Source organism: Pseudomonas sp. TE21435 (assembly GCF_056279265.1).
The window spans coordinates 537,198-560,183 of the sequence record NZ_JBWBQZ010000001.1; the positions used below are offsets into that span (position 1 = coordinate 537,198).

Annotated in this window: 19 protein-coding genes; 3 read left to right on the forward strand and 16 right to left on the reverse strand. The window is 65.1% G+C overall.

The features are described from left to right. Positions 1–80 precede the first annotated feature (80 nt). From ACZ9C1_RS02490 to nhaB, 4 genes are all read right to left on the reverse strand, one after another. On the reverse strand, positions 81–782 hold the full coding sequence (locus ACZ9C1_RS02490) for a YoaK family protein (RefSeq protein WP_139671914.1): 702 nt from the start codon (positions 780–782) through the stop codon (positions 81–83). Between the two features lie 33 nt (positions 783–815). Further along, entirely contained in the window at positions 816–1,289 is a 474-nt protein-coding gene (locus tag ACZ9C1_RS02495) for a GNAT family N-acetyltransferase (protein ID WP_139671911.1), read from the reverse strand. Between the two features lie 96 nt (positions 1,290–1,385). Further along, entirely contained in the window at positions 1,386–2,000 is a 615-nt protein-coding gene (locus ACZ9C1_RS02500; RefSeq protein WP_102683293.1) for a dihydrofolate reductase family protein, read from the reverse strand. Positions 2,001–2,230: 230 nt separating this feature from the next. Next, a complete protein-coding gene (gene nhaB / locus ACZ9C1_RS02505) occupies positions 2,231–3,733 on the reverse strand; it encodes a sodium/proton antiporter NhaB (protein WP_139671902.1) in 1,503 nt (500 codons plus the stop codon). Between the two features lie 151 nt (positions 3,734–3,884). Here nhaB and ACZ9C1_RS02510 point away from each other — a divergent pair, with 151 nt between their 5' ends. Together ACZ9C1_RS02510 and nudC are read left to right on the forward strand one after the other, a co-directional pair. After that, the gene (locus ACZ9C1_RS02510; RefSeq protein WP_102683290.1) at positions 3,885–4,697 is read left to right on the forward strand and encodes a crotonase/enoyl-CoA hydratase family protein; all 813 of its coding nucleotides are present in this window, start codon (positions 3,885–3,887) and stop codon (positions 4,695–4,697) included. A gap of 36 nt (positions 4,698–4,733) precedes the next feature. Then, the gene (gene nudC / locus ACZ9C1_RS02515; RefSeq protein WP_476253507.1) at positions 4,734–5,564 is read left to right on the forward strand and encodes an NAD(+) diphosphatase; all 831 of its coding nucleotides are present in this window, start codon (positions 4,734–4,736) and stop codon (positions 5,562–5,564) included. Positions 5,565–6,493: 929 nt separating this feature from the next. Here nudC and ACZ9C1_RS02520 read toward each other — a convergent pair. From ACZ9C1_RS02520 to ACZ9C1_RS02540, 5 genes are all read right to left on the reverse strand, one after another. Beyond that, a complete protein-coding gene (locus ACZ9C1_RS02520) occupies positions 6,494–7,267 on the reverse strand; it encodes a TSUP family transporter (protein WP_102685482.1) in 774 nt (257 codons plus the stop codon). A 171-nt stretch (positions 7,268–7,438) separates the two neighbouring features. Continuing rightward, positions 7,439–8,791 (reverse strand): glutamine synthetase family protein, encoded by a 1,353-nt coding sequence (locus tag ACZ9C1_RS02525; RefSeq protein ID WP_102685481.1) that lies wholly within the window; start codon positions 8,789–8,791, stop codon positions 7,439–7,441. Between the two features lie 10 nt (positions 8,792–8,801). After that, positions 8,802–9,353: a helix-turn-helix domain-containing protein gene (locus ACZ9C1_RS02530; protein ID WP_277503436.1), complete on the reverse strand. Its 552-nt coding sequence runs from the start codon at positions 9,351–9,353 to the stop codon at positions 8,802–8,804. Continuing rightward, positions 9,346–10,635, reverse strand: coding sequence for an NAD(P)/FAD-dependent oxidoreductase (locus tag ACZ9C1_RS02535; protein WP_457378304.1), 1,290 nt, complete (start codon positions 10,633–10,635; stop codon positions 9,346–9,348). Before ACZ9C1_RS02535 ends, ACZ9C1_RS02530 begins: the two co-directional genes overlap by 8 nt. Positions 10,636–10,726: 91 nt before the next feature. Next, complete coding sequence (locus tag ACZ9C1_RS02540) at positions 10,727–12,673, reverse strand: DNA topoisomerase III (RefSeq protein ID WP_457378305.1); 1,947 nt, start codon at positions 12,671–12,673, stop codon at positions 10,727–10,729. Positions 12,674–12,910: 237 nt separating this feature from the next. Between ACZ9C1_RS02540 and ACZ9C1_RS02545 the strand changes: the two genes are divergently transcribed. Beyond that, positions 12,911–14,761 carry a polyurethane esterase gene (locus ACZ9C1_RS02545; RefSeq protein ID WP_476253508.1) on the forward strand — a complete coding sequence of 617 codons (1,851 nt, stop codon included), beginning with the start codon at positions 12,911–12,913 and terminating at the stop codon, positions 14,759–14,761. Between the two features lie 201 nt (positions 14,762–14,962). Here ACZ9C1_RS02545 and ACZ9C1_RS02550 read toward each other — a convergent pair whose 3' ends face one another. From ACZ9C1_RS02550 to ACZ9C1_RS02580, 7 genes are all read right to left on the reverse strand, one after another. After that, a complete protein-coding gene (locus ACZ9C1_RS02550; protein ID WP_102682656.1) occupies positions 14,963–15,397 on the reverse strand; it encodes a GNAT family N-acetyltransferase in 435 nt (144 codons plus the stop codon). Then, complete coding sequence (locus tag ACZ9C1_RS02555; protein WP_102682655.1) at positions 15,390–16,556, reverse strand: ribosomal protein uL16 3-hydroxylase; 1,167 nt, start codon at positions 16,554–16,556, stop codon at positions 15,390–15,392. The genes ACZ9C1_RS02550 and ACZ9C1_RS02555 overlap by 8 nt, the downstream gene beginning before the upstream one ends. An 81-nt stretch (positions 16,557–16,637) precedes the next feature. Continuing rightward, the gene (gene purB / locus ACZ9C1_RS02560; RefSeq protein ID WP_046856178.1) at positions 16,638–18,008 is read right to left on the reverse strand and encodes an adenylosuccinate lyase; all 1,371 of its coding nucleotides are present in this window, start codon (positions 18,006–18,008) and stop codon (positions 16,638–16,640) included. 152 nt (positions 18,009–18,160) lie between these two features. Continuing rightward, positions 18,161–18,787, reverse strand: a complete 627-nt coding sequence (gene hflD, locus ACZ9C1_RS02565; RefSeq protein WP_102682654.1) for a high frequency lysogenization protein HflD — start codon at positions 18,785–18,787, stop codon at positions 18,161–18,163. Next, entirely contained in the window at positions 18,784–19,908 is a 1,125-nt protein-coding gene (gene mnmA / locus ACZ9C1_RS02570; RefSeq protein ID WP_102682653.1) for a tRNA 2-thiouridine(34) synthase MnmA, read from the reverse strand. Before mnmA ends, hflD begins: the two co-directional genes overlap by 4 nt. Positions 19,909–19,959: 51 nt before the next feature. Beyond that, a complete protein-coding gene (locus ACZ9C1_RS02575) occupies positions 19,960–20,400 on the reverse strand; it encodes an NUDIX hydrolase (RefSeq protein ID WP_476253509.1) in 441 nt (146 codons plus the stop codon). A gap of 103 nt (positions 20,401–20,503) precedes the next feature. Beyond that, positions 20,504–22,729 (reverse strand): NADP-dependent isocitrate dehydrogenase, encoded by a 2,226-nt coding sequence (locus tag ACZ9C1_RS02580; RefSeq protein ID WP_046856175.1) that lies wholly within the window; start codon positions 22,727–22,729, stop codon positions 20,504–20,506. Positions 22,730–22,986: the final 257 nt, after the last annotated feature.

Consider the following 22,986-nt stretch of genomic DNA (forward strand, 5'->3'; position numbering starts at 1 on the left):
AGTGGCACGATGGAAATCGCTGTGCTCGATAGTGACTATCGACGTCTGCGCGCCTGCCGTTCAAGTAATGCTCGTGGCCCTCAGCGCGGCATGTAGCCCAGTTGCCAGGCACGCGGGATGAACACCGTCACCAGCGCCAGCAAGCAGGCCAGGGCGCAACTGGCCGCCAGCGCCTGCAAGCCCAGCCGTTGCTGCAGCCAGGCCCCGAGCGCGGCACCCAGCAGCATGCCGCTCCAGGGCACCAGTTGTACCCGCCAGCCATGGCGCCGCTCACCCAGCAACCAACGCCCCAGGCCACGGCCGAAGCGCGACAGCGCGCCTGTGACGTAGGTCAGGCCGATCGGCAGGCCGTTCACCTGTTCGACCACGGCGTTGAGCATGCCCATGGCCAAGGTGGCCGCGATCAACGCGGGCAATGTGGTGGGCGCAGGCCACGCTGCGGCAAACGCCAGCAGGCTGGCGGTAATCAGCAGCAAGGGTGCGGCGCGGCGGCGCAAGCGGCGGGCCAGCAATACACCCAGGGTGTTGCCCAGCACGAAACTGAGGATCGCCAGGGCCAGGCGCAGCATCAGCGCCAGGTCCGCCTGGCTGATGGCCACCGCCAGGCGCGTGGTGTTGCCGCTCATGAATGATACGAAGTCGCCCAACGCCAGCAGGCCGATGGCGTCGGTCATGCCGGCCAGCACCGACAATCCGGCCACCAGCCCCAGGCCGACCCGGCCGCGCAGGGCCTGCAAGCGGACCCGACGGGCACTGTGCTGGGAGGTGGCGGTGGGTAGCATGGGGCGAGTCTCCGGGGCGCAGGGGCTTTGATCTTATACCCCGGCCAGCACCTTGCGCATGGGGATGCAGGACAGTTCGAGGCCGAATGGTGACTGGTAGATCGACAGCGCATCGCCGATGTAGCCGCAGCGGCGATAGAACGCCGCTGCGTTCAAGGTCGAGTCCAGGTGGACATCTTCCAGACCTTCGGCCCTGGCGATGCCTTCGAGGTGTTCGACCATCGCCCGGGCGATGCCACGGCCCATGAATGCCGGCAGTACGAACAGGGCACCCAGTTCACCGCTGTGCCGGTCGAGCATGCCAGTGGCGACGATCGTGTCGTCGATGCAGGCAAGGTGGAAATGCTCGGCGACCAGGGCCGCGTAGCCTTCTGTGAACGGTACGTCGGCCCAGGCCTGGGCCAGGGTGGCATCGTAGGCTTCGGTGCACTGCCACAGGATCGCCTGGCGGCGGATGGCGTACGTGTCCAGCGCGTCGTGACGGCTGGCGCGGCGTATGGCGAGCATGGGTTCCCTCCCGATTGAGTCTGGATGATAACAAGGCGCCGGGGAAAACGGACGCAGGCCTCGCCAGCGCCTTCAAGCGCCTGCTCGACTGACTGGTCAGAACGATCCCGTTTGCACCTCGCCGCTGCGCACGTAGTGAGCGAGCAATACGCCCTTGGGCGTGCTGCTCGACTCCACCAGTGTGAAGGCCGCGGCCTGGGCATCGTCACCGAACAGGCGCTTGCCACGCCCAAGCAGCAAGGGGTGGATCAGCAACCGCAGCTCATCCACCAGGCCGGCCGCCAGCAGTTGGCGTACCAGTTCGCCGCTGCCTTGGGTCAGCAGCGTCGGGCCATCCTTTTGTTTGAGGGCGCGGACAGCGCCCGGCACGTCAGCGCCCAACGGGTGACTGTTTTGCCAGTCGATGGATTCGGGATGGTGCGTGGCGACATGCTTGGCCACGCCATTGAACAGGTCGGCCAAGGGCCGGTCCGGCGCCTCGGGCCCGACCTTTGGCCAGAACCCGGCGAAGATATCGTAGGTGCGTCGCCCCAGCAGCAGTTCGAACGGTTGGCTGAACAAGGTCTGCATGGCTTGGCCGAAGGCCTCGTCGGCCAGGGGCGGGATCCAGCCACCAAAGGTGAAGCCGCCGCTGGTGTCTTCCTCCGGCCCGCCGGGGGCCTGCATGACGCCGTCGAGGGTGACGAAGGCGGCGACGATGAGCTTGCGCATGGGGTGAACCTCCTCGGGTGTGTGCTGGATAGTCGAACGGGGTTGGCGAGAATCGACAGCAGTGCTGAACGATAGTCAGGTTCGACGGATGGGGGCACGGGAGGAGAGAAAGCAGGTGCGGGATACGCGGTCATCTGTAGGAGCGGCTTCAGCCGCGATGCAGGCACCGCTGTATCTGGCACCCGCTTTGCGGGTGATCGCGGCTGAAGCCGCTCCTACAGATGGTCCGGTTACAGCCAGTAGGTCACCGCCCACCAGCCCAGGCCGCCCATGACCACGGTATAGGGCAGCGCCATCCACACCATGCGCCCATACGACAGGCGAATCAGCGGTGCGATTGCCGAGGTCAGCAGGAACAGGAAAGCCGCCTGGCCATTGGGCGTGGCCACGCTGGGCAGGTTGGTGCCGGTGTTGATCGCCACCGCCAGGGTCTCGAAATGCTCGCGGCTCATCGCGCCATTGACGAACGCCTGCTTGACCTCGGTGATGTAGATGGTGGCGACGAACACGTTGTCGCTGATTGCCGAGAGCAGGCCGTTGGCCAGGTACAGCATGCCCGGCTGCTGCTCGCTGGGCAGCGCCAGCACCCAGGCGATCAGCGGGCTGAACAGTTGCTGCTGGTGGATCACCGCGACCACGGCGAAGAACACCACCAGCAGCGAGGTGAACGGCATGGCGTCCTGGAACGCACGGCCCAGGCGATGCTCGTCGGTGATGCCGGTGAAGGCGGTGATCAGCACGATGACCAGCAGGCCGATCAGGCCCACCTCGGCGATGTGCAGGCCAAGGCAGACGATCAGGATCAGCGCGGCCAGGCCCTGGACCACCAGCGCCACCCGTTGCGCCTGGGTGCGGGCGGCATCGTCCTCGGCGGCGTAGCTGGCCAGCACCTGGCGCACGCGCTCGGGCATCAGCGTGCCGTAGCCGAACAGCCGCAGCTTCTCCAGCAGCACGCAGGTCACCAGGCCCGCCGCCAGCACCGGCATCGACACCGGCGCGACCTTGAGGAAGAAGTCGGCGAAATGCCAGCCCATTTCATGGCCGATCAGCAGGTTCTGCGGTTCGCCCACCAAGGTGCACACGCCACCCAGCGCCGTGCCCACCGCGCCATGCATCAGCAGGCTGCGCAGGAAGGCGCGGAACTGCTCGAGGTCTTCGCGGTGCAACTGCTCGACCTGATGGTCGCTGTCCAGCGCCGATTCCTCACGAGGATTGGCACCCGAGGCGACCCGGTGGTAGACGGCATAGAAGCCTACAGCGGCGCTGATGATCACCGCGGTCACGGTCAGGGCATCGAGGAACGCCGAGAGGAACGCCGACAACACGCAGAACAGCAGGCTCAGCACGGCCTTGGAGCGCACGCCGAGCAGGATCCGCGAAAACAGGTACAGCAGCAGTTCCTTCATGAAATGGATGCCGGCGACCATGAACATCAGCAGCAGGATCACCGGGAAGTTGTGCTGCAACTCCTCGTACAGGGCTTCGGGCGTGGTCAAGCGCAGCAGCAGCGCCTCGACCAGCAGCAGGCCACCGGGCATCAACGGGTAGCATTTGAGTGCCATGCCCAGGGTGAAGATGAACTGGATCACCAGCACCCAGCCGGTGACCACCGGACCGAGGGTTGCCAGTAGCAAGGGATTGAGCAGCAGGAACAGGCAGATGACGGCCTTGTACCAACGCGGCGACTGGCCCAGGAAGCTGTGGGCGAGGGCGCCGGTCAGGGAACGGGACATGAATTTGTATCCTTTTGATTCAGCAGTGGCGCACGGTGCCGGATCGTGCGTCAGGGTGCAAGTTGTCCAGTCCGGCTTTTGGCACATGCACCGCCTTGCGGGTGCGCTAAGATCCGCCGTTGTGAATCCTTTCCCCACAGGAGTGCCGTCCGTGACCGAATACACCGCGTTCAAGGTCGAACTGACCGACCACATCGCCCACGTGCAGATCAACCGCCCGGAAAAGATCAACGCGATGAACGCCGCCTTCTGGGAGGAGCTGGTCCAGATCTTCCAGTGGATCGACGACACCGACGCGGTGAGGGTGGTGGTACTCAGCGGCGCCGGCAAGCATTTCTCCTCCGGTATCGACCTGATGATGCTGGCCGCGCTGGCCCAGCAACTGGGCAAGGACGTCGGCCGCAACGCTCGGATGATGCGTCGCACCATCCTGCGCCTGCAGGGCTCGTTCAACGCCGTGGACAACTGCCGCAAGCCGGTGCTGGCGGCGATCCAGGGCTACTGCATCGGTGGCGCCATCGACCTGGTCTCGGCTTGCGACATGCGCTACTGCGCCGGTGATGCGCAGTTCTCGATCAAGGAGATCGACATGGGCATGGCCGCCGATGTCGGCACCCTGCAACGTTTGCCGCGGATCATCGGTGACGGCATCATGCGTGAGCTGGCCTACACCGGCCGTATGGTCGACGCCCAGGAAGCGTTGCGCATCGGCCTGGTCAACCGCGTCTATGATGACCAGGCGGCGCTGCTCGACGGGGTCTTTGCCATCGCCCGCGAGATCGCCGCAAAATCTCCGATCGCCGTGGCCGGCACCAAGGAGATGATCAGCTACATGCGCGACCATCGCATCGACGATGGCCTGGAGTACATCGCCACCTGGAACGCCGCCATGCTGCAGTCCGAAGACCTGCGCGTGGCCATGGCCGCCCACATGAGCAAACAGCAACCGACGTTCGCCGACTGACTGACAGTGGCGGGCGCCATCTAGGGACCCGAAACCATGTCAGCACGCTGGACAACCGCAGTACTCGACCCGCAGATCTCCGGCGGACTGGCCGTCGCCCGCAGCCCGGACGGGTTCCTGATGGACGCCAACGGCGCGTTGTTCCCTCGCGACTGGCTCAAGCGCCAGGACCTGGACGTGTTGTGCGAGCATGGCATCGGACACCTGGACGGCGAGCCGGTGTTCCTGCTGGAGCTGCGCAGTGCCAGCGAAGTGTCGGGTTGCGGCTGGCAGGGGCTGCGGCGGTTCATGCTCGAAGGCGACTTCGATACGTACAAGGTGCTCGGTTACGCCGCGCAGATCGGTACCTGGGCTCGCGAGCACCGTTTTTGCGGCAGCTGTGGCCAGCCGATGGCGCAGATCCGCTGGGAGCGGGCGATGTATTGCCAGCCGTGCGACCTGCGCAGCTATCCGCGGATTTCACCGAGCATGATCGTGCTGATCACTCGGGGGGACGAGGTGCTGCTGGCCCGTTCGCCGCGTTTCGTCAGTGGGGTCTACAGCACCCTGGCGGGCTTCGCCGAGCCGGGAGAGTCGGCCGAGGATTGCCTGGTGCGCGAGGTGCGTGAGGAGGTGGCGGTGGAGGTGAAGAACATCCAGTACGTCGGCAGCCAGTGCTGGCCGTTTCCGCATTCGATGATGCTGGGGTTTCATGCTGAGTACGCTGGGGGGGAGATTGTCATGCAGGCGGATGAGATCGAGGATGCGCGGTGGTTCGATGTGCATGCGTTGCCGCCTTTGCCGGCGGGGCGCTCGATTGCGCGGTATCTGATTGATTTGTATGTGGCGCGGCGGTTGGGGATGCCAGAACCGGTTTTGCCTGCCTGATTGCTGATTGCTGATTGCTGATTGCTGATTGCTGATTGCTGGTTGCTGGTTGCTGGTTGCTGGTTTTAGTTGGGTGGCTAGTTTTGAAAGTTGTATGCGCATTCATTTGCGATGGCGACGCTTATTCACCTTTCCGCCCTTACGGCGGCCTACTTTGGTCTTGGCCAAAGTAGGCAAAGCCGCTCGCTCCATTCATACGGCCCCTGCGCTTCGCTCCGGGGTTCCCTCACTCCGGCCTTGCTCCCGGGAGGGCCGCGCTGAACGCCCCATCCTGGGGCGCAGCGCTTGACGGGCATCCATGCCCGTCACCTCCCTCCGCAAGACCTGCGTTCGGCCTCCTGAAGTCGCGAAGTTACGGGCGGCGCCTGGACTGGCGCAGCTGTCGCTAGTTGAAAACTTAGTTAATCTATCGATTGTCGCGGGGCAAGCCCGCTTCCACAGAGGCAACACTGCTTGACGTGGAATTGACGTGGGAGCGGGCTTGCCCCGCGATAGTCCGGAATAGCCAATATATAACTAACTGTCAATTAACTAAGTTCGCATTTCCATCTCTTGCTCTTGCTCTTGCTCTTGCTCTTGCTCTTGCTCTTGCTTTTGCTTCTAAGAGCGCAATAGTCCAGGCGCCGCCAATTGCGACTTCAGGAGGCCGAGTGGAGTTCTTGCGTAGTGGGGCGACGGCCATGGATGGCCGTCGAGCGCTGCGCCCCAGGATGGGGCGTACAGCGCGGTACCCACGGGAGCAAGAACGGAGCGAGGGAACCCCGGAGCGCAGCGCAGGGGCCGTATGAATGGAGCCAGCGGTTTTTGCCTACTTTTGCCCAAGAGCAAAAGTAGGTCGCCGTAAAGGCGAAAAGGTGACTAGATGTCGACATATTTCAAGAATATGTATGCAAAATCAAAACAATCGAGCCAGAGCCAAATCCAGATCCCTACCCAAACCAATGCTGCCAAGCCAACCGCACAGTCAACGCCAACACCACAGTAATAAACACCGGCCGAATGAACTTGCTGCCCCCACTGATCGCCGTCCGAGCCCCGAAAAACGCCCCGACCATCACCGACACCCCCATGCACAACCCAACGATGTAATCCACCTGCCCGGAAATGACAAACACCGTCAGCGCCGCAATGTTGCTGACAAAATTCATGCTGCGCGCCACGCCACTGGCTCGAACCAGGTCGATGGGATAGAGCAGCAACGTGCTCACGGTCCAGAAGGCACCGGTACCCGGCCCGGCAACGCCGTCGTAGAAGCCCAGGGTGAAGCCCTGCGGAAACTGCCACTTCCTTTTGATCGGCGCATCGGCGTCCACCGGCGCCTTCGGTGTACCGCCGAACAGCAGGTAGACGCCACAAGCGAACACGATCACCGGCAGCATCTTGTTCAGCCACTCGGCTGGCATGTAGTGAGCCACCACCGCACCGATCAGCGCGCCCACCAGCGTGCCGAGAATCGCCAGGCGCCACTGCGCCGGATGGAACAGCTTGCGCCGGTAGTAGGTGATGCTGGCCGTGGCGGCGCCGAAGGTCGAGCTGAGCTTGTTGGTGCCCAGCACCAGGTGCGGTGGCATGCCTGCGGTGAGCAGCGCCGGGGTGGTTAGCAGGCCGCCGCCGCCGGCGATGGCATCGATGAAGCCTGCGACGAAGGCGACCAGGGCGAGAATCAGCAGCGTGAGCGGTTCTACGGTGAGTTCGAAAGGCATGAGGGCACGGGCAGGCTGGACGGGAGGGTGCGGCAAAAGGCCGCGCTAGAGGTGGTGCATGGTAATGCCCTGTGGTCGGTGTTACCAGTTTTGGCCTCATCGCCGGCAAGCCGGCTCCCACAGGGATCGCGGTCTATCTGTGGGGCTTGGCAATGATGAGTCCGGTGAAGATTACAGGAACCAGCGATACTCCCGGGCACTGACCTCCTGGAGAAACGCCAGATGGTCCTGGCGCTTGTTCTCGCAATAGACCATCACGAACTCCGCGCCCAATCCCTCGTTGACCGCCGGATGCCCACGCATCGCTGCCACCGCGCCGAGCATGTCCTTGGGAAAATCGATCCCGCTGCCACGGTCCTCGTTCAGCGGCGCAATGGGTTCCTGCGCGGCATCCAGCCCGTGCTCCATGCCGCACAGGATCGCCGCCAGCACCAGGTACGGATTGCCATCCGCCCCGGCCAGCCGGTGCTCGATCCGCAGGTTGCGCGCATCCGACTCGGGGATACGGATACAGGCGTCGCGATCCTCGAAGCCCCAGCTGGCGCGGCTTGCGGCGTTGACCATGGCCCCGTAGCGGCGAAACGCATTGTGGTTGGCGGCGAAGATCGGCATGCAATGCGGCAGCAGCGCCAGGCAACCGGCCACGGCGTGGCGCAGCGGCCGCTGGTTATCGGCGGACAACAGGTTGTTGCCCGCCGGGTCGTACAGGCTGACATGCACATGCATGCCGCTACCCGGCGCGTGCAGATAGGGTTTGCTCATGAACGAGGCGCGCAGCCCGTGCTTGCGCGCCACGCCCCGGGTGCTGCGGCAGAACAGTGCCGCCCAGTCGGCGGCGCGCAGGCCATCGTCGCAATGGCCGAAGTTGATCTCGAACTGGCCGGGACCCAGTTCGGCGGTAATGACGTTGGCGTCCACCCCCTGGATGTTGGCAGTCTCGACCATTTCGCGCAGCACATCAGCAAAGCGCGACAGGCGCTCGATATGCATGTTCGGCTGGTCGTCGGCATCGCCACTGACCGGGTCGCGGGGGAACTGCGGCAAGCCCTCTTTCAACGCTTGGTCGAACAGGTAGAACTCCAGTTCGAACGCCACCACCGGGCGGATGCCTCGACGTTCGAGGCGTTGCAGGACGCGGGCCAGCACCTCGCGGGGTTCGAACTCGATGGGCGCCGCAGTGCCGTCCGAGGTGATCAGCATCTGCCCCAGCGGCTCTCGCTCCCAGGTCACCGGCTTGAGCGTACCGGGGACCAGGCGGCGCGGGGCGTCCGGGTCGCCGTCGTTGAAGCAGTAGTCGCCGATCGGGAACAGCCCGCCCTGCACGCCGAGCAGTACGCAGTTCTGCGGCAGCTTGAGCGGGCTGCCGGCGGCGACTTTTTCCAGCATGTCGATGGGATAGCGCTTGCCGTAGAAATGCCCGGGGATGTCCAGGCTGATCAGGTCGACGTAGCGCACGTCGGGGTGTCGGGTGCGCAAGGCGCGTACTTCGCTGAGCAGATCGGGGAAGCCTGTTGTACTTGTCATTGGCATGCTCTCAACGGAAGACCCAGAGAACCCGGGTCGTTCGGGCGGTCAGGTTGGCGTAGCGGAACTGGCTGTGGGGTGGCAGCTGGAAGCTGTCGTTGGGGATCAGGGTGACGGCGCCGTCCTGGCCTTCGAGCCACAAGGTCAGCTCGCCCTCAAGGACGAAACCGCCTTGTTCCGAGCTGTCGTCCAGATGCCCCTCGCCACTGCTGGCGCCGGGCGCCAGGTGGCTTTCGAGCATGGCGAAGCGGCCACTTAGCGTCGGCGAGACCAGCACGTCGGTGATCCCGGCGGCGTAGTACAGGGTGCGCCGCTCGCCGGGGCGGGTCACCCAGTCGATCTCTCGGGGCGGCACGGCCTGGTAGAAATAGGTGGTAGGCACGTGCAGCGCTTCGCTGATGGCGGTCAGGTCAGCCACCGTGGGCCGCGACAGGCCGCGTTCGACCTGGGAGAGGAAGCCCAGCGAGCGGTTGACCCGAGTTGCCAGCTCGTCAAGGGTCAGGCCGCGGTGCTTGCGCAGGTCGCGCACCTGACGGGCGAGGGCGTGGGTATCGTCAGACATGATCGCGCATCCTGTACCAGGCCTTCGCAGCCGCTTCCAGCGGCGCGGCCAGCAGGTCGCCGCCTGGGAAACGGCCATTGTCGATGGCCTGGTACAGCTTCAGCAGCTCGTCGTCACCGAGGATTGCGTCGCTGACCGCGCGTGCACCAGCCAGGGTCGGCAGTACGCCGTGGCCGGAAAAACCCTGCAGCCAGTAACGTTGGCCCTGGCGACCGATATCCGGCGTGCGCTGGATGCTGCAATCGATGTGGCCGCCCCAGGCATGCTCGATGGCTACCCCTCGCAATTGTGGGAACACCCGCTCCAGGTACGGCCGGGTGGCGCCGGCGACGTCCTTGGGGATACCACCGAGGTACGTGCAGCCACCGCCGAACAGCAGGCGGTGGTCGGGGGTGAGGCGGAAATAGTCGGGGACGAACTGGTTGTCGATCACGCAGCTGTTGCGCGGCAGCAGCGAGGCGGCGAAGTCGGCGTCCAGCGGCGCCGTGGCCACCTGGTAGGAGCCCACCGGCAGCAGGCGACGCGAGAGCGCGCGGTCGAGGCGGTCGATGTAGGCGTTGCAGGCGAGCACTATTACGCGGCTGCGCACCTCGCCCTGATCGGTGCGGGCGACGAAGCCGCCGGCGTGTTCCTGGTAATCGATCACCTGGCTCTGCTCGTAGATCCGCCCGCCGTTCGCTTCGATCACGCCGGCCAGGCCCTGGGCCAGCTTCAGCGGGTTGAGGTGGGCGCCATTGGGATCGTACAGCGCGGCCTGGTAGCGGGGGCTGTCGATCCACTCGGGCAGTTCCTCGCGGCCGATCAGGCGCAGGCAGTCGTAGTCGAACTTCTCCTGTGCTTCACGCCGGGCCTCCTCCAGCAGTTTTACGCGGCGCGGCAACACGGCGGTCCACAGGCTTCCCAGGCGATAATCGACGTCGAAGCCATGGCGCTGGGGCAGTTCGTGCAGCTCGCGGGCGGCCCAGCACATGCTGTCCCAGAGGCGCCGGCTGCGCTCCAGGCCCAGGGCTCGCTCCAACGGGGGCATGTCGCACGACCAGCCCGGCAGTGCCTGGCCACCGTTGCGGCCCGAGGCGGCCCAGGCCACCCGGCTGGCTTCCAGCAGGGTCACGCGCTGGCCGGCCAATGCCAGGCGCAAGGCCGTATGCAGGCCGCTGAAACCGGCACCGACGATCAGGACGTCGGTGTCGTGGGCGCCCTGTAGGGTGGGGCGCAAGGGGATAGTGGCGGGGTAGGTGCGGGCGTAGTAGCTGGCGACGTGCTGGGCGGATTGCTTGAACATGTCGGGGCCTCGTGAAATTTTTTCTGATTATTTTCATGAAAAAATAGCAGAGGATTTTCATGGCGCCAGTCGGGGATGCCCCCGCGAGGCGTTAGGTCGCCGCCTTGCGGCGCGTCTGCCTGGGTTTGCTGGCTGCGGCTTTGTCCTTGGCCGCGCTTTTACGCTTCTTTTTCCATGGCGTCGCAGCCTTGCCCGCCGCCGGCCCGCTGATGGTCAGGCGCATGCCGCTGCAACGTTGCACCAGCTTGCCCATCCACGCCGATTGCCGGGCGACGAACTCCTCCAGGCTCATTTCCCCGCTCTGCACCATGTCCAGCGCCTGTTCCCAGATCGCCGTGGTGCCGGGGTCGGCGATGGCCCGGGGCACGGCGTCGATCAGGCTGAAGGCGGCGGGTGTGGCCGCGAGGGCCTTGCCGTTCTTGACCAGGTAGCCACGGTCGAGCAAGCCCTGGATGATGCTGGCGCGAGTCGCCTCGGTGCCGATGCCGGTGGTTTCCTTGAGCTTCTGCTTGAGCCTGGGGTCGTCCACCAGCTTGGCGACGTTTTTCATCGCCTTGATCAGGTCGCCTTCGGTGAACGGCTTGGGTGGCTGGGTCCACAGGTCTTTCAGTTGCAGGTCCCGCACGGTGCAGTCCTGGCTTTCGCGCAACGCCGGCAGCACCTGGGCCGGTGGCGCCTCGCGACCCTTGGCCGGAGTCAATGCCTCGGGCAGCGCACGGCGCCAGCCGGGCTCAATAATCTGTTTGCCCACCGCGCGTAGCGCATGGCCGGCACAATCGAACTCGGCCTGGGTGCGGTCGTACTCGTGGTTGGGCAGGAACTGCGCCAGGTAGCGGGCGCGGATCAGGGTATACACCGCCTTGTGCTTGGGTGGCAGGCGCGCCGGGTCACTGGCGGCGGCGGTGGGGATGATGCCGTGGTGGGCGCTGACCTTCTGGTCGTTCCACGCCCGCGAACGGCGCTGTGGGTCCAGGTAGTCCCGCAGTGGCGCGAGGCTGCTGTCGGCGCGATGCAAGGCGGCGAGGATGGCAGGGGCCTCGCCATGCTGGCTGAGGGGCAGGTAACCGCTGTCGCTGCGCGGGTAGGTGATGAGCTTGTGGGTCTCGTACAGGGCTTGGGCGATATCCAGGGTTTCCTGGGCGCCGAGGCCGAGCTTCTTCGAGCACACCTCCTGCAGGGTGCCGAGGTCGAAGGGCAGCGGCGCGGCCTCGCGCACCCGTTCGGTGGCGATCTTCAGCACCCGGGCGCTGCCCGCGGCCTGCATGTCGGCCGCGGCTTGTTGCGCCATGTCCTGCTTCAGGCAGCGGCCCTGATCGTCGCAGGCGTCCTCGGGGGCGCGCCACTGGGCGTTGAACACGGCGCCCGCGCTTTCCAGTTGCACGTCGATGGCCCAGAACGGTACGGGCACGAAGTTGGCGATGCTGCGGTCGCGGTCCACCACCAGGCGCAGTGTCGGGGTCTGCACCCGGCCCACTGGCAGTACGCCCTGGTAGCCGGACTGGCGGCCGAGCAGGGTGAACAGGCGGCTCATGTTCATGCCGATCAGCCAGTCGGCCCGCGAGCGGCCCAGGGCCGAATGGTAGAGGCTGAAGGTCTCCTGGCCGGGCAGCAGGCGCCCGAGCGCCTTGCGGATCGAGGCATCGTCCAGCGCCGACAGCCACAGGCGCTGGATCGGCCCGCGGTAGCGGCAGTGCTCGACCAGTTCGCGGGCAATCATCTCGCCCTCGCGGTCGGCATCGGTGGCGATCACCAGTTCCCGGGCTTCGCCCAGCAGGCGCTTGACCGCCTTGTACTGGCTGGCGGTCTTGGGCTTGACGGTCATCTTCCACTTTTGCGGGATGATCGGCAGGTCTTCGAGGGTCCAGCGTTTGTAGCGCTCGTCGTAGCTGTCCGGCGGGGCGGTCTCCAGCAGGTGGCCGATGCACCAGGTCACGCAGACATCGGTGCCCTGCCAGCAGCCATCGCCGCGGCGCTGGGCGCCGAGGACCTTGGCGATGTCTTTTGCCTGGGAGGGCTTTTCGCAGAGAAAGAGGCGCATGGCCGAAAACGCTTCATCGTGAAAGTTGGCCCCTAGGATGCGCAAGCCAGGGCGCGCAGGCAAGTTTTATCTGTATGCATGTACAGGTTTTTTGCCCGCATCTTTGGCAGGGACGTCATCCCTTCGGGTTGGACGAGGTGGCAAATGCGTGCCAGCTTTGCCTTTCGCCCGTCAGTCGTGTCACCGGACGATGTCGCTGGGGTGTCCTTCCTACAAGAACAACAGGGATGTAAACCAATGCCCGTATTCGATTACCGACAGCTCGACAGCACTGCCTCCTCTGCGCTTTACAAGGACGCCATGGCGCTGGCCACCTACGCCTACCATGGCATCGACGATGGCTTCGGCGCCGGCTACCAGAAGTACGGCTTCGGTCTAGGTCTGCCGGCCACGCTGGTCAAGGCACTGATCGGCGGTACCGACAGCCAGGGCGTGATCCCCGGCATCCCCTGGAACCCGGACGCCGAAGCCAGGGCCCTGGCCCAGGTGAAGGCCGCCGGCTGGTCGCCGATCAGCGCGGCGCAATTGGGCTACCAGGGCAAGACCGACGCCCGCGGCACCTTCCACGGCGAAGCGCAGGGCTACACCTCGGCGCAGGTGGAGATCCTCGGCCGCTACGATGCCGCCGGCCAGCTCAGCGGCATCGGCATCGCTTTTCGCGGCACCAGCGGTCCGCGTGAGAACCTGCTGGGCGACACCATCGGTGACGCCATCAACGACCTGCTGGCGGCGATCGGCCCGGCAGGCTATGCCCGTGATTACGCCGGTAACGCATTCGGGCAGCTGCTCGCCGATGTCGCGGCCTTTGCCAAGGCCAACGGCCTGAGCGGCGCGGATATCACCGTCAGCGGCCACAGCCTTGGTGGCCTGGCGGTCAACAGCCTGGCCGACCTGAGCGGTTCGCGCTGGGGCGGCTTCTACCAGGATGCGCGCTACGTCGCCTTCGCCTCACCGACCCAGGCTGCCGACGCCAACAAGGTGCTCAATATCGGCTACGAGAACGACCCGGTGTTCCGCGCGCTCGATGGCACCTCGGCGACCTGGGGCACCCTGGGCGTGCACGACGGCGCCAAGGCCTCGGCCACCAACAATATCGTCAACTTCAATGACCACTACGCGTCCGACGCCTGGAACCTGCTGCCGTTCTCCATCGGCAACATCGCCACCTGGCTGTCGCACCTGCCGACGGCCTACACCGATGGCCTTGGGCGTGTGCTGGATTCGTCCTTCTATCAGTGGACCAGCCGCGACTCGACCATCCTGGTCAGCAACCTGTCGGACGTGACCCGTGGCTCGACCTGGGTCGAGGACCTCAACCGCAATGCGGAGCCGCACAAGGGCAGCACGTTCATTATCGGCTCGGACAAGGACGACCTGATCCATGGCGGGCGCGGCAACGACTACCTCGAAGGCCGGGCCGGCAACGATACCTTCCGCGATGACGGCGGTTTCAACCTGATCGACGGTGGCGCCGGCCATGACACCCTGAAGCTGCAGGATGCCTTGGCCAACCTGAGCATCGTCCGGGATGGCGAAGGCACGCTGTACGTGCGCGACGCCGAGGGCGGCATCAGCCTGGTGCGCAATGTCGAGAGCTTGGTGAGCAAAGAGTCGAGCCTGCTGATCTTCAGCAAGGAAGTCAGTCACGCGGTGGCGGCGCAGGGGTTGTTCGAAAGCGGCAAGATCACCCCCTACGCGTCCTCGCTCAACGGCACCCAGGCAGGCGACCAGCTGGTGGCGGGTAATCAGGGGCAGTGGCTGTTCGGCCTGGGCGGTGACGACCGACTGCAGGGCGGCGCCGGCAATGACGTGCTGGTCGGCGGCACGGGCAACGATGTGCTGATGGGTGGCGGGGGGCGCGACACCTTCCTGTTCAGCGGCCATTTCGGCCAGGACCGGGTGCTGGACTTCACCGGCCAGGACCGGCTGGTGTTCATTGGCGTGGACGGCGGCACCGCCGCGCCGGACTGGCGTGCCCATGCCAGCCAGGTGGGGGATGACCTGGTGCTGAAGTTCGGCGGGGACAGCGTGACGCTGGTGGGGATTGCGGGGCAGGGCGTTGGGGATGGGCAGATCGTGATTGCCTGATCCTGGGGCTGCTGTTCGTCGGCACGACAAGCTGGCTCACTCAGGCAAAGCGCTGTGCGTGGGAGCAATTGTCTTGTGCTGTTTGTAAGGGCCTCATCGCTGGCAAGCCAGCTCCCACAGGGACGGCGCTTGGCTTGAGAGCGGCGCGGTCGGTGTGGGAGCCGGCTTGCCGGCGATGGCTGGCGCTAGCCGGCCCGTTGCTCAGGCGATCTCGCGCGAATCCCGAACCATGTCCACATGCGGGATGCCGGCCTCGAGGAATTCCTCGCTGACCACGCGGAACCCCAGGCGCTCGTAGAACGGCGTTGCATGCACCTGGGCGCTGAGCATCTGCTGGCTGAGGTCACGGTTCTGCGCCTCGATGATCACCGCGCGCATCAGCGCATCGCCCACGTGCAAGCCACGCCAGTCCTTGAGCACCGAAACCCGGCCGATGGTGCCGTCAGGCAGCAGGCGGGCAGTACCGATCGGGTAGTCGCCCTCCATGGCCAGGAAGTGCACGGCGGTTGGGTCTTCGGCGTCGAACTCCAGCTCTGGCGGCACGTGCTGCTCGGCAACGAACACGGCGCTGCGGATGCGGTGGATGTCGGCATTGTCCTTGTACCAGTCGGCCAGTCGAACACTGATCTTATTCATCGGCAAATCCCAGGCTGCCTTGCATGACCAGCTGTTGTACCAGCATCAGGCCGTCTTCGTCCTGCAGCCACTGCCCCAGGTTTTCGCTGTGCAGGGCGTCGGCGGAGCAGATCAGCTTCAGCAGTTCGCGCAGTTTGCCTGGCAGCGGGCAGCTGCGACCGCTGGCGAACAGCAGCAGGTCGTCACCGAACTCCGACCAGGCCAGGCGTGCGCTCGGGTTGCGAATCAGGATGGCGCCCTGGCCGAGATAGTCGAGCAGCTCCTGTTCGCTGAGCTCTTCGCCCACCACCTGCTCAGGATAGCGAGGCTCGGTCATGAACTGGCCGAACCAGGTCAGCAGCAGGTCCTTGTCGGACATATGCTTGTCGATCAGCGCCTTGAGGCGGTCGAGGGCATCGTGCTGGATCTGGTGCGGGTCGCTGACCGGCTGGGCGTCGGCATCGCTGTAGCGCTCTTCATCCGGCAGGAACTGGCCGAGGAAGTCGGTGAAGTGGGTCAGCACTTCGGCGGCGCTCGGGGCGCGGAAACCGACCGAGTAAGTCAGGCACTCGCTCTCGGCGACGCCGTAGTGGGCCAGGCGCGGCGGCAGGTAGAGCATGTCGCCGGGTTCCAGGGTCCACTCGTCGCTCTGCTCGAAATCAGCGAGGATGCGCAGGTCTGCGTGGTCGATCAGCGCACTGTCGCTGTTGCACATCTGCCCGACTTTCCAGTTGCGCGTGCCGTCGCCTTGCAGCAGGAACACATCGTAGTTGTCGAAGTGCGGGCCGACGCTGCCGCCGGGCGCGGCATAGCTGATCATCACGTCGTCGATGCGCCAGCTCGGCAGGAAGCGGAACTCTTCCAGCAGCTCGGCCACTTCCGGCACGAATTGGTCCACGGCCTGCACCAACAGGGTCCAGTCACGCTCGGGCAGGTCGCTGAAAGCGTCCTCGGCGAACGGGCCGCGGCGCAGCTCCCACGGGCGCTCGCCGTGCTCGAGCACCAGGCGCGACTCGACTTCTTCTTCCAGGGCCAGGCCGGCCAACTCGTCGGCGTCGATGGGGCTGACGAAGTCAGGGAAGGCCTGACGTACCAGCAGCGGCTTCTTCTGCCAGTAGTCGCGCAGGAATTCACGGGCCGTGAGGCCGCCCAACAGTTGCAGTGGAGTATCAGAATTCATGTTCAACCTATTGAAAAAACGTAATTTTCGTACGGGAATAAAAACGCCCGGCCAGGCCGGGCGTTGCACGCGACGGTCAGCTTAGATGCGTTTTGCCTGGGCCACCGCGTTGCCGATGTAGGTCGCCGGGGTCAGTTGCTTGAGCTCGGCCTTGGCTTCGGCCGGCATGTCCAGGCCGTCGATGAAGGTCAGCAGCGCGTCAGGGGTGATGCCCTTGCCACGGGTCAGCTCCTTGAGCTTCTCGTAGGGGTTCTCGATGTTGAAGCGGCGCATCACGGTCTGGATCGGCTCGGCCAGGACTTCCCAGCAGGCGTCCAGGTCAGCGGCGATACGGGCTTCGTTGACTTCCAGCTTGCCGATGCCCTTGAGGCTGGCCTCGTAGGCGATGACGCTGTGGGCGAAGCCCACGCCCAGGTTGCGCAGCACGGTAGAGTCGGTCAGGTCACGCTGCCAGCGCGAGATCGGCAGCTTGCTGGCCAGGTGCTGGAACAGCGCATTGGCGATACCCAGGTTGCCTTCGGAGTTCTCGAAGTCGATCGGGTTGACCTTGTGCGGCATGGTCGAGGAGCCGATTTCGCCGGCAACGGTCTTCTGCTTGAAGTAGCCCAGCGAGATGTAGCCCCAGACGTCGCGGTCGAAGTCGATGAGGATGGTGTTGAAGCGGGCGATGGCGTCGAACAGCTCGGCAATGTAGTCGTGCGGCTCGATCTGGGTGGTGTAGGGGTTGAACACCAGGCCCAGCTCGTCTTCGATGAAGGCGCGGGCGTTGGCTTCCCAGTCGATCTGCGAGTAGGCCGACAGGTGGGCGTTGTAGTTGCCCACGGCGCCGTTGATCTTGCCCAGCAGCGGCACGGCGGCCACTTGCGCGATCTGGCGCTCCAGGCGGTAGACGACGTTGGCCAGTTCCTTGCCCAGGGTGGTCGGCGAGGCTGGCTGGCCATGGGTGCGCGAGAGCATCGGCACGGCGGCGTGGGTGTGGGCCAGGGTGCGGATCGCTTCGGCGATCTGACGCATCAGTGGCAGCAGCACTTCGTCACGGCCGGCGCGCAGCATCAGGGCGTGGGACAGGTTGTTGATGTCCTCGCTGGTGCAGGCGAAGTGGATGAACTCGCTGACCTTGGCCAACTCAGGCAACTGCGCGGCCTGCTCCTTGAGCAGGTACTCGATGGCCTTGACGTCGTGGTTGGTGGTGCGCTCGATTTCCTTGACGCGTTCGGCGTGCTCGAGCTTGAAGTCGGTGGCCAGGCTGTCCAGCACGGCGTTGGCTTCGGCGGAGAACGCCGGCACTTCGCCGATCTGCGGGTGGGCGGCCAGGCGCTGCAGCCAGCGCACTTCGACCAGGGCGCGAAAACGGATCAGGCCGAATTCGCTGAAAATGGGGCGCAGGGCCTGGGTTTTGCCGGCATAACGGCCGTCTACAGGGGAAACCGCAGTGAGCGAGGAGAGCTGCATGGGGTGTTCTCGGACAGTCAGGCTTTTGGAAGGGCGCATATCATACATGAAAAACGCGCCCGGGTCGGGTGGCTGACCAAAGGTCGGGCCATTTCGAAGCGTGTGGTGGCTGGCGCGGGAGCGGCGGCGCACCGCCGCTCCCGCGGTTCATTTCAATCGGCGGTACGCATCATGCCGTACAGCTCGTTGAGCAGCTTGCGCCGGCTGAACACCAGCTGCCAGCGATGTCCGCCCAGCTGGCGCCACAGGCGTGCGGCGCGGATGCCGGCCAGCAGCAGGGCGCGGATCTTCGAGGCGTTGCTGGCCTGCTGCAGGAAGCGCATGTCGCCATGCACCTGGATACGTTGGCGCAGGGTGCTCAGGGTGTCCTGGTACAAGGCGCCGCTGGAGGCGATGACGTTTTCATGAACCAGGCCGAAATGCTCGGCCTGGGACTGGATCTGCGGCAGGCGGTTGCCGATTGTGTCGAGCAGGTCGCCACGCTTGTTCAGTTGGCGCTCAAGGCCCAGCATCGACAGGGCGTAGCGCAGCGGCTCGCGTTGCAGGCTGCTGGGGTCGCGCTCCAGGGCGCCGACCAGTGCCCGGTAACCGTCGCGCAGGTTGAGGTCGTCGCCGCCGAACACTTCCAGGGTGTCCTTGGGGTCGACCACCAGCAGGCTGCCGAGCATGCAGCCGATATTGGCTTCACTGGCCTGGCCGGTGCGGGCGATGCGGTCCACCAGCACGGCGGCCTGGAACACGCCGCCCAGGGCAATCAGTTGCTCCTGGAGGTTGTTCATGGGCGCGGGCTCCATGGCTCGGCGATTTCGATCACGCCGCCGCCCAGGCATACCTCGCCGTCGTAGAACACCACCGACTGGCCCGGGGTGACAGCGCGCTGCGGCTCGTCGAACACTGCGCGGTAGCCGCTGGCGGTCTGCTCCAGCGTGCACTGCTGGTCGCCCTGGCGGTAGCGCACCTTGGCGGTGAGCTTGCGCGGGCTGGACAGGTCGATCGGGTTTACCCAGAAAATTTCCGAGGCCAGCAGGGCGCGGGAGAACAGCCACGGATGCTCGTTGCCCTGGCCGACCACCAGCACATTGCGCGTGAGGTCTTTTTCCAGCACGTACCACGGCTCGTCGCTGGCGTCCTTCAGGCCGCCGATGCCCAGGCCCTGGCGCTGGCCGATGGTGTGGTACATCAGGCCGTGGTGCTGGCCGATCACTTCACCCTCGGTGGTCTGGATCTCGCCCGGCTGGGCCGGCAGGTACTGCTTGAGGAAGTCGCTGAAACGGCGCTCGCCGATGAAGCAGATACCGGTGGAGTCCTTCTTCTTGGCCGTGGCCAGGCCGTGTTTCTCGGCGATGGCGCGTACCTCGGGTTTCTCCAGTTCGCCTACCGGGAACAGGGTGCGGGCGATTTCCTTGCCGCCGACGGCGTGCAGGAAGTAGCTCTGGTCCTTGTTCGGGTCCAGGCCCTTGAGCAGCTCGGTCAGCTCGCCAGTGTCGCGGCGGCGCACATAGTGGCCGGTGGCGATCAGGTCGGCGCCCAGGGACAGGGCGTAGTCGAGGAAGGCCTTGAACTTGATTTCGCGGTTGCAGAGGATATCCGGGTTCGGCGTGCGGCCGGCCTTGTACTCCTCGAGGAAGTGCTCGAACACGTTGTCCCAGTACTCGGCGGCGAAGTTGGCGGTGTGCAGCTTGATGCCGATGCGGTCGCACACGGCCTGGGCGTCGGCCAGGTCTTCGCGGGCGGTGCAGTATTCGGTGCCGTCGTCCTCTTCCCAGTTCTTCATGAACAGACCTTCCACCTGGTAGCCCTGCTCCATGAGCAGAAGGGCGGAGACGGAAGAGTCCACGCCGCCGGACATGCCGACGATGACGCGGGTCTTGGCGGGGTCTTTGAGTGCTGGGCTGGTCATGGCTACCGATGTGTATCAGAGGGGAAAAACGCCGATTCTATCAAACCGGCGTCAGTCGCGCAGCAGGTCAAGGCTGTGCAGTGGGCCTTTGAGGTAGTCGTCGAGGCAGCGTGGCACCAACTCGCTGCGCCAGCGCGACGGCTCGGCCAGCAGTTCGTCGCGGGTCAGCCATACGGCGCGGACGATGTCGCTGTCCAGGTCGCGGTCCTGCTGGTGGCGCACGGGGCGGGCGGCGAAGCAGATGCGCTGGTAGGTGACGCCGTTGCTGGGGGCGGTGTACAGGTAGATCCCGACCACGCCGGTGAGCTCGACTTCCCAGGCGGTTTCCTCGAGGGTTTCGCGCAGGGCGGCCTGGGTGATGGTTTCATTGGCTTCGAGGTGGCCGGCGGGCTGGTTGAAGACATGCTGGCCGGCCTTGAATTCCTCGACGAAGAGGAACTTGCCCTCGTGTTCGACGACGGTGGCGACAGTGATGTGGGGTTGCCAGGTCATTGGGGTTGTCCTTTTGCATGCGGGGGATGCGCAGCAGTCCCAGTCCCAGAAAGCACAAACCCCGGTGCGTGGCCGGGGTTTGTGTTGTTACGTCAAGCGAGCCTTACAGTGCGGCGATGGCGCTGTTCAGGGTCTGGCTTGGGCGCATCACCTTGGCGGTCAGCTCGGCATCCGGGGCGTAGTAGCCACCGATGTCGGCCGGCTTGCCCTGGACAGCGTTGAGCTCGGCGACGATGGTCGCTTCGTTCTCGCTCAGGGTCTTGGCCAGCGGGGCGAAGCGCGCCTGCAGGGCGGCGTCGTCGGACTGGGCGGCCAGTGCTTCTGCCCAGTACAGGGTCAGGTAGAAGTGGCTGCCACGGTTGTCGATACCGCCAACCTTGCGCGAAGGCGACTTGTTGGTGTCGAGGAACTTGCCGGTGGCCTGGTCCAGGGTGTTGGCCAGGACCTTGGCGCGCGGGTTGTCGTAGGTGTTGCCCAGGTGCTCCAGGGAAGCGGCCAGGGCCAGGAATTCACCCAGCGAGTCCCAACGCAGGAAGTTCTCTTCAACCAGCTGCTGCACGTGCTTCGGTGCCGAACCACCGGCGCCAGTTTCGAACAGGCCACCGCCGTTCATCAGCGGCACGATCGACAGCATCTTGGCGCTGGTGCCCAGCTCCATGATCGGGAACAGGTCGGTCAGGTAGTCGCGCAGCACGTTGCCGGTCACCGAGATGGTGTCCTTGCCTTCGCGGATGCGGGCCAGGGAGAACTTGATGGCGTCGACCGGGGCCAGGATGCGGATATCCAGGCCGGCGGTGTCGTGATCCTTCAGGTACTGCTGCACCTTCTCGATCATCACGCCGTCGTGGGCGCGGGCCGGGTCCAGCCAGAACACCGCCGGGGTGTTGCTCAGGCGGGCACGGTTGACGGCCAGCTTGACCCAGTCCTGGATCGGCGCGTCCTTGGTCTGGCACATGCGGAAGATGTCACCGGCTTCGACGTTCTGCTCCAGGACGACCTTGCCCTTGCCGTCAACCACACGCACGACGCCGTCGGCCTTGATCTGGAAGGTCTTGTCGTGGGAGCCGTACTCTTCGGCTTTCTGCGCCATCAGGCCAACGTTCGGCACGCTGCCCATGGTGGTCGGGTCGAAGGCGCCGTTGGCCTTGCAGTCTTCGATGGTAGCCTGGTAGATGCCGGCGTAGCAGCGGTCCGGGATCACGGCCTTGGCGTCCTGCAGCTCACCTGCGGTGTTCCACATCTTGCCCGAGTCGCGGATCATTGCCGGCATCGAGGCGTCGACGATGACGTCGCTCGGTACGTGCAGGTTGGTGATGCCCTTGTCCGAGTTGACCATGGCCAGGGCCGGGCGAACGGCGTACAGGGCCTGGATGTCGGCTTCGATCTCGGCTTGCTTTTCAGCAGGCAGGTCCTTGATGCGGGCGTACAGGTCGCCGATGCCGTTGTTGGCGTTGAAGCCCACTTCGGCCAGCGCGGCGGCGTGCTTGGCGAGCACGTCGTTGTAGAACTCTTCGACGATCACGCCGAACATGATCGGGTCGGAAACCTTCATCATGGTGGCTTTCAGGTGCACCGACAGCAGCACGCCGGAGGCCTTGGCATCGGCGATCTGCTCGGCGATGAAGGCTTTGAGGGCCTTGCGGCTCATGGTCGCGCAGTCGATCACTTCGGCCGCTTTGACGGCGGTCTTTTCTTTCAGCACGGTGGTGCTGCCGTCCTTGCCGACCAGCTCGATGCGCAGGCTGTCGTCAGCCTCGATCAGCGCGGCCTTCTCGCTGCCGTAGAAGTCGCCCTGGGTCATGTGGGCAACGTGCGACTTGGAGTCGGCGGCCCAGGCGCCCATCTTGTGTGGGTGCTTACGGGCGTAGTTCTTGACCGACAGCGGCGCGCGGCGGTCAGAGTTGCCTTCGCGCAGGACCGGGTTCACGGCGCTGCCCTTGATGCGGTCGTAGCGGGCGCGCGATTCTTTCTCTTCGGCGCTGGCCGGCTCGTCGGCGTAGTCGGGGATGTTGAAGCCCTTGGCTTGCAGCTCCTTGATCGCGGCCTTCAGCTGTGGAACCGAAGCGGAAATATTCGGCAGCTTGATGATGTTGGCTTCAGGGGTGGTGGCCAGCTGGCCCAGTTCCGCCAGGTGATCGCCTACCTGCTTCTCGGCGCCCAGTTGCTCCGGGAAGGCGGCGAGAATACGGCCGGCCAGGGAGATGTCGCGGGTTTCGACGGCGATGTCGGCGGAGGCAGTGAACGCCTCGACGATCGGCAGCAGCGAGTAGGTGGCGAGGGCGGGGGCTTCGTCGGTGAAGGTGTAGATGATCTTGGAACGGGTGGGCATGCGGGTTAACTCTCTATGTGCTGAGCGTACTCGAGTCTCGAGGTGCGCAGGGTAGGCGCTTCGCCCTGGCGACGCCATGAGCGGAAAGTCGAGAGGCTGCGAGCGGTGATGGTGGATGCATCAGTCGAGCGTCAAGTGCTGGGCCGCGGTAACGACCCAGGCTTTGTGGCCATTCATGACCAAGGGCGAGCCGCATTTTCCTAGGGTTCGCCCCGATGACCCTATGGTCGCGCCGGAGTATATCAAACCCTTTGGGC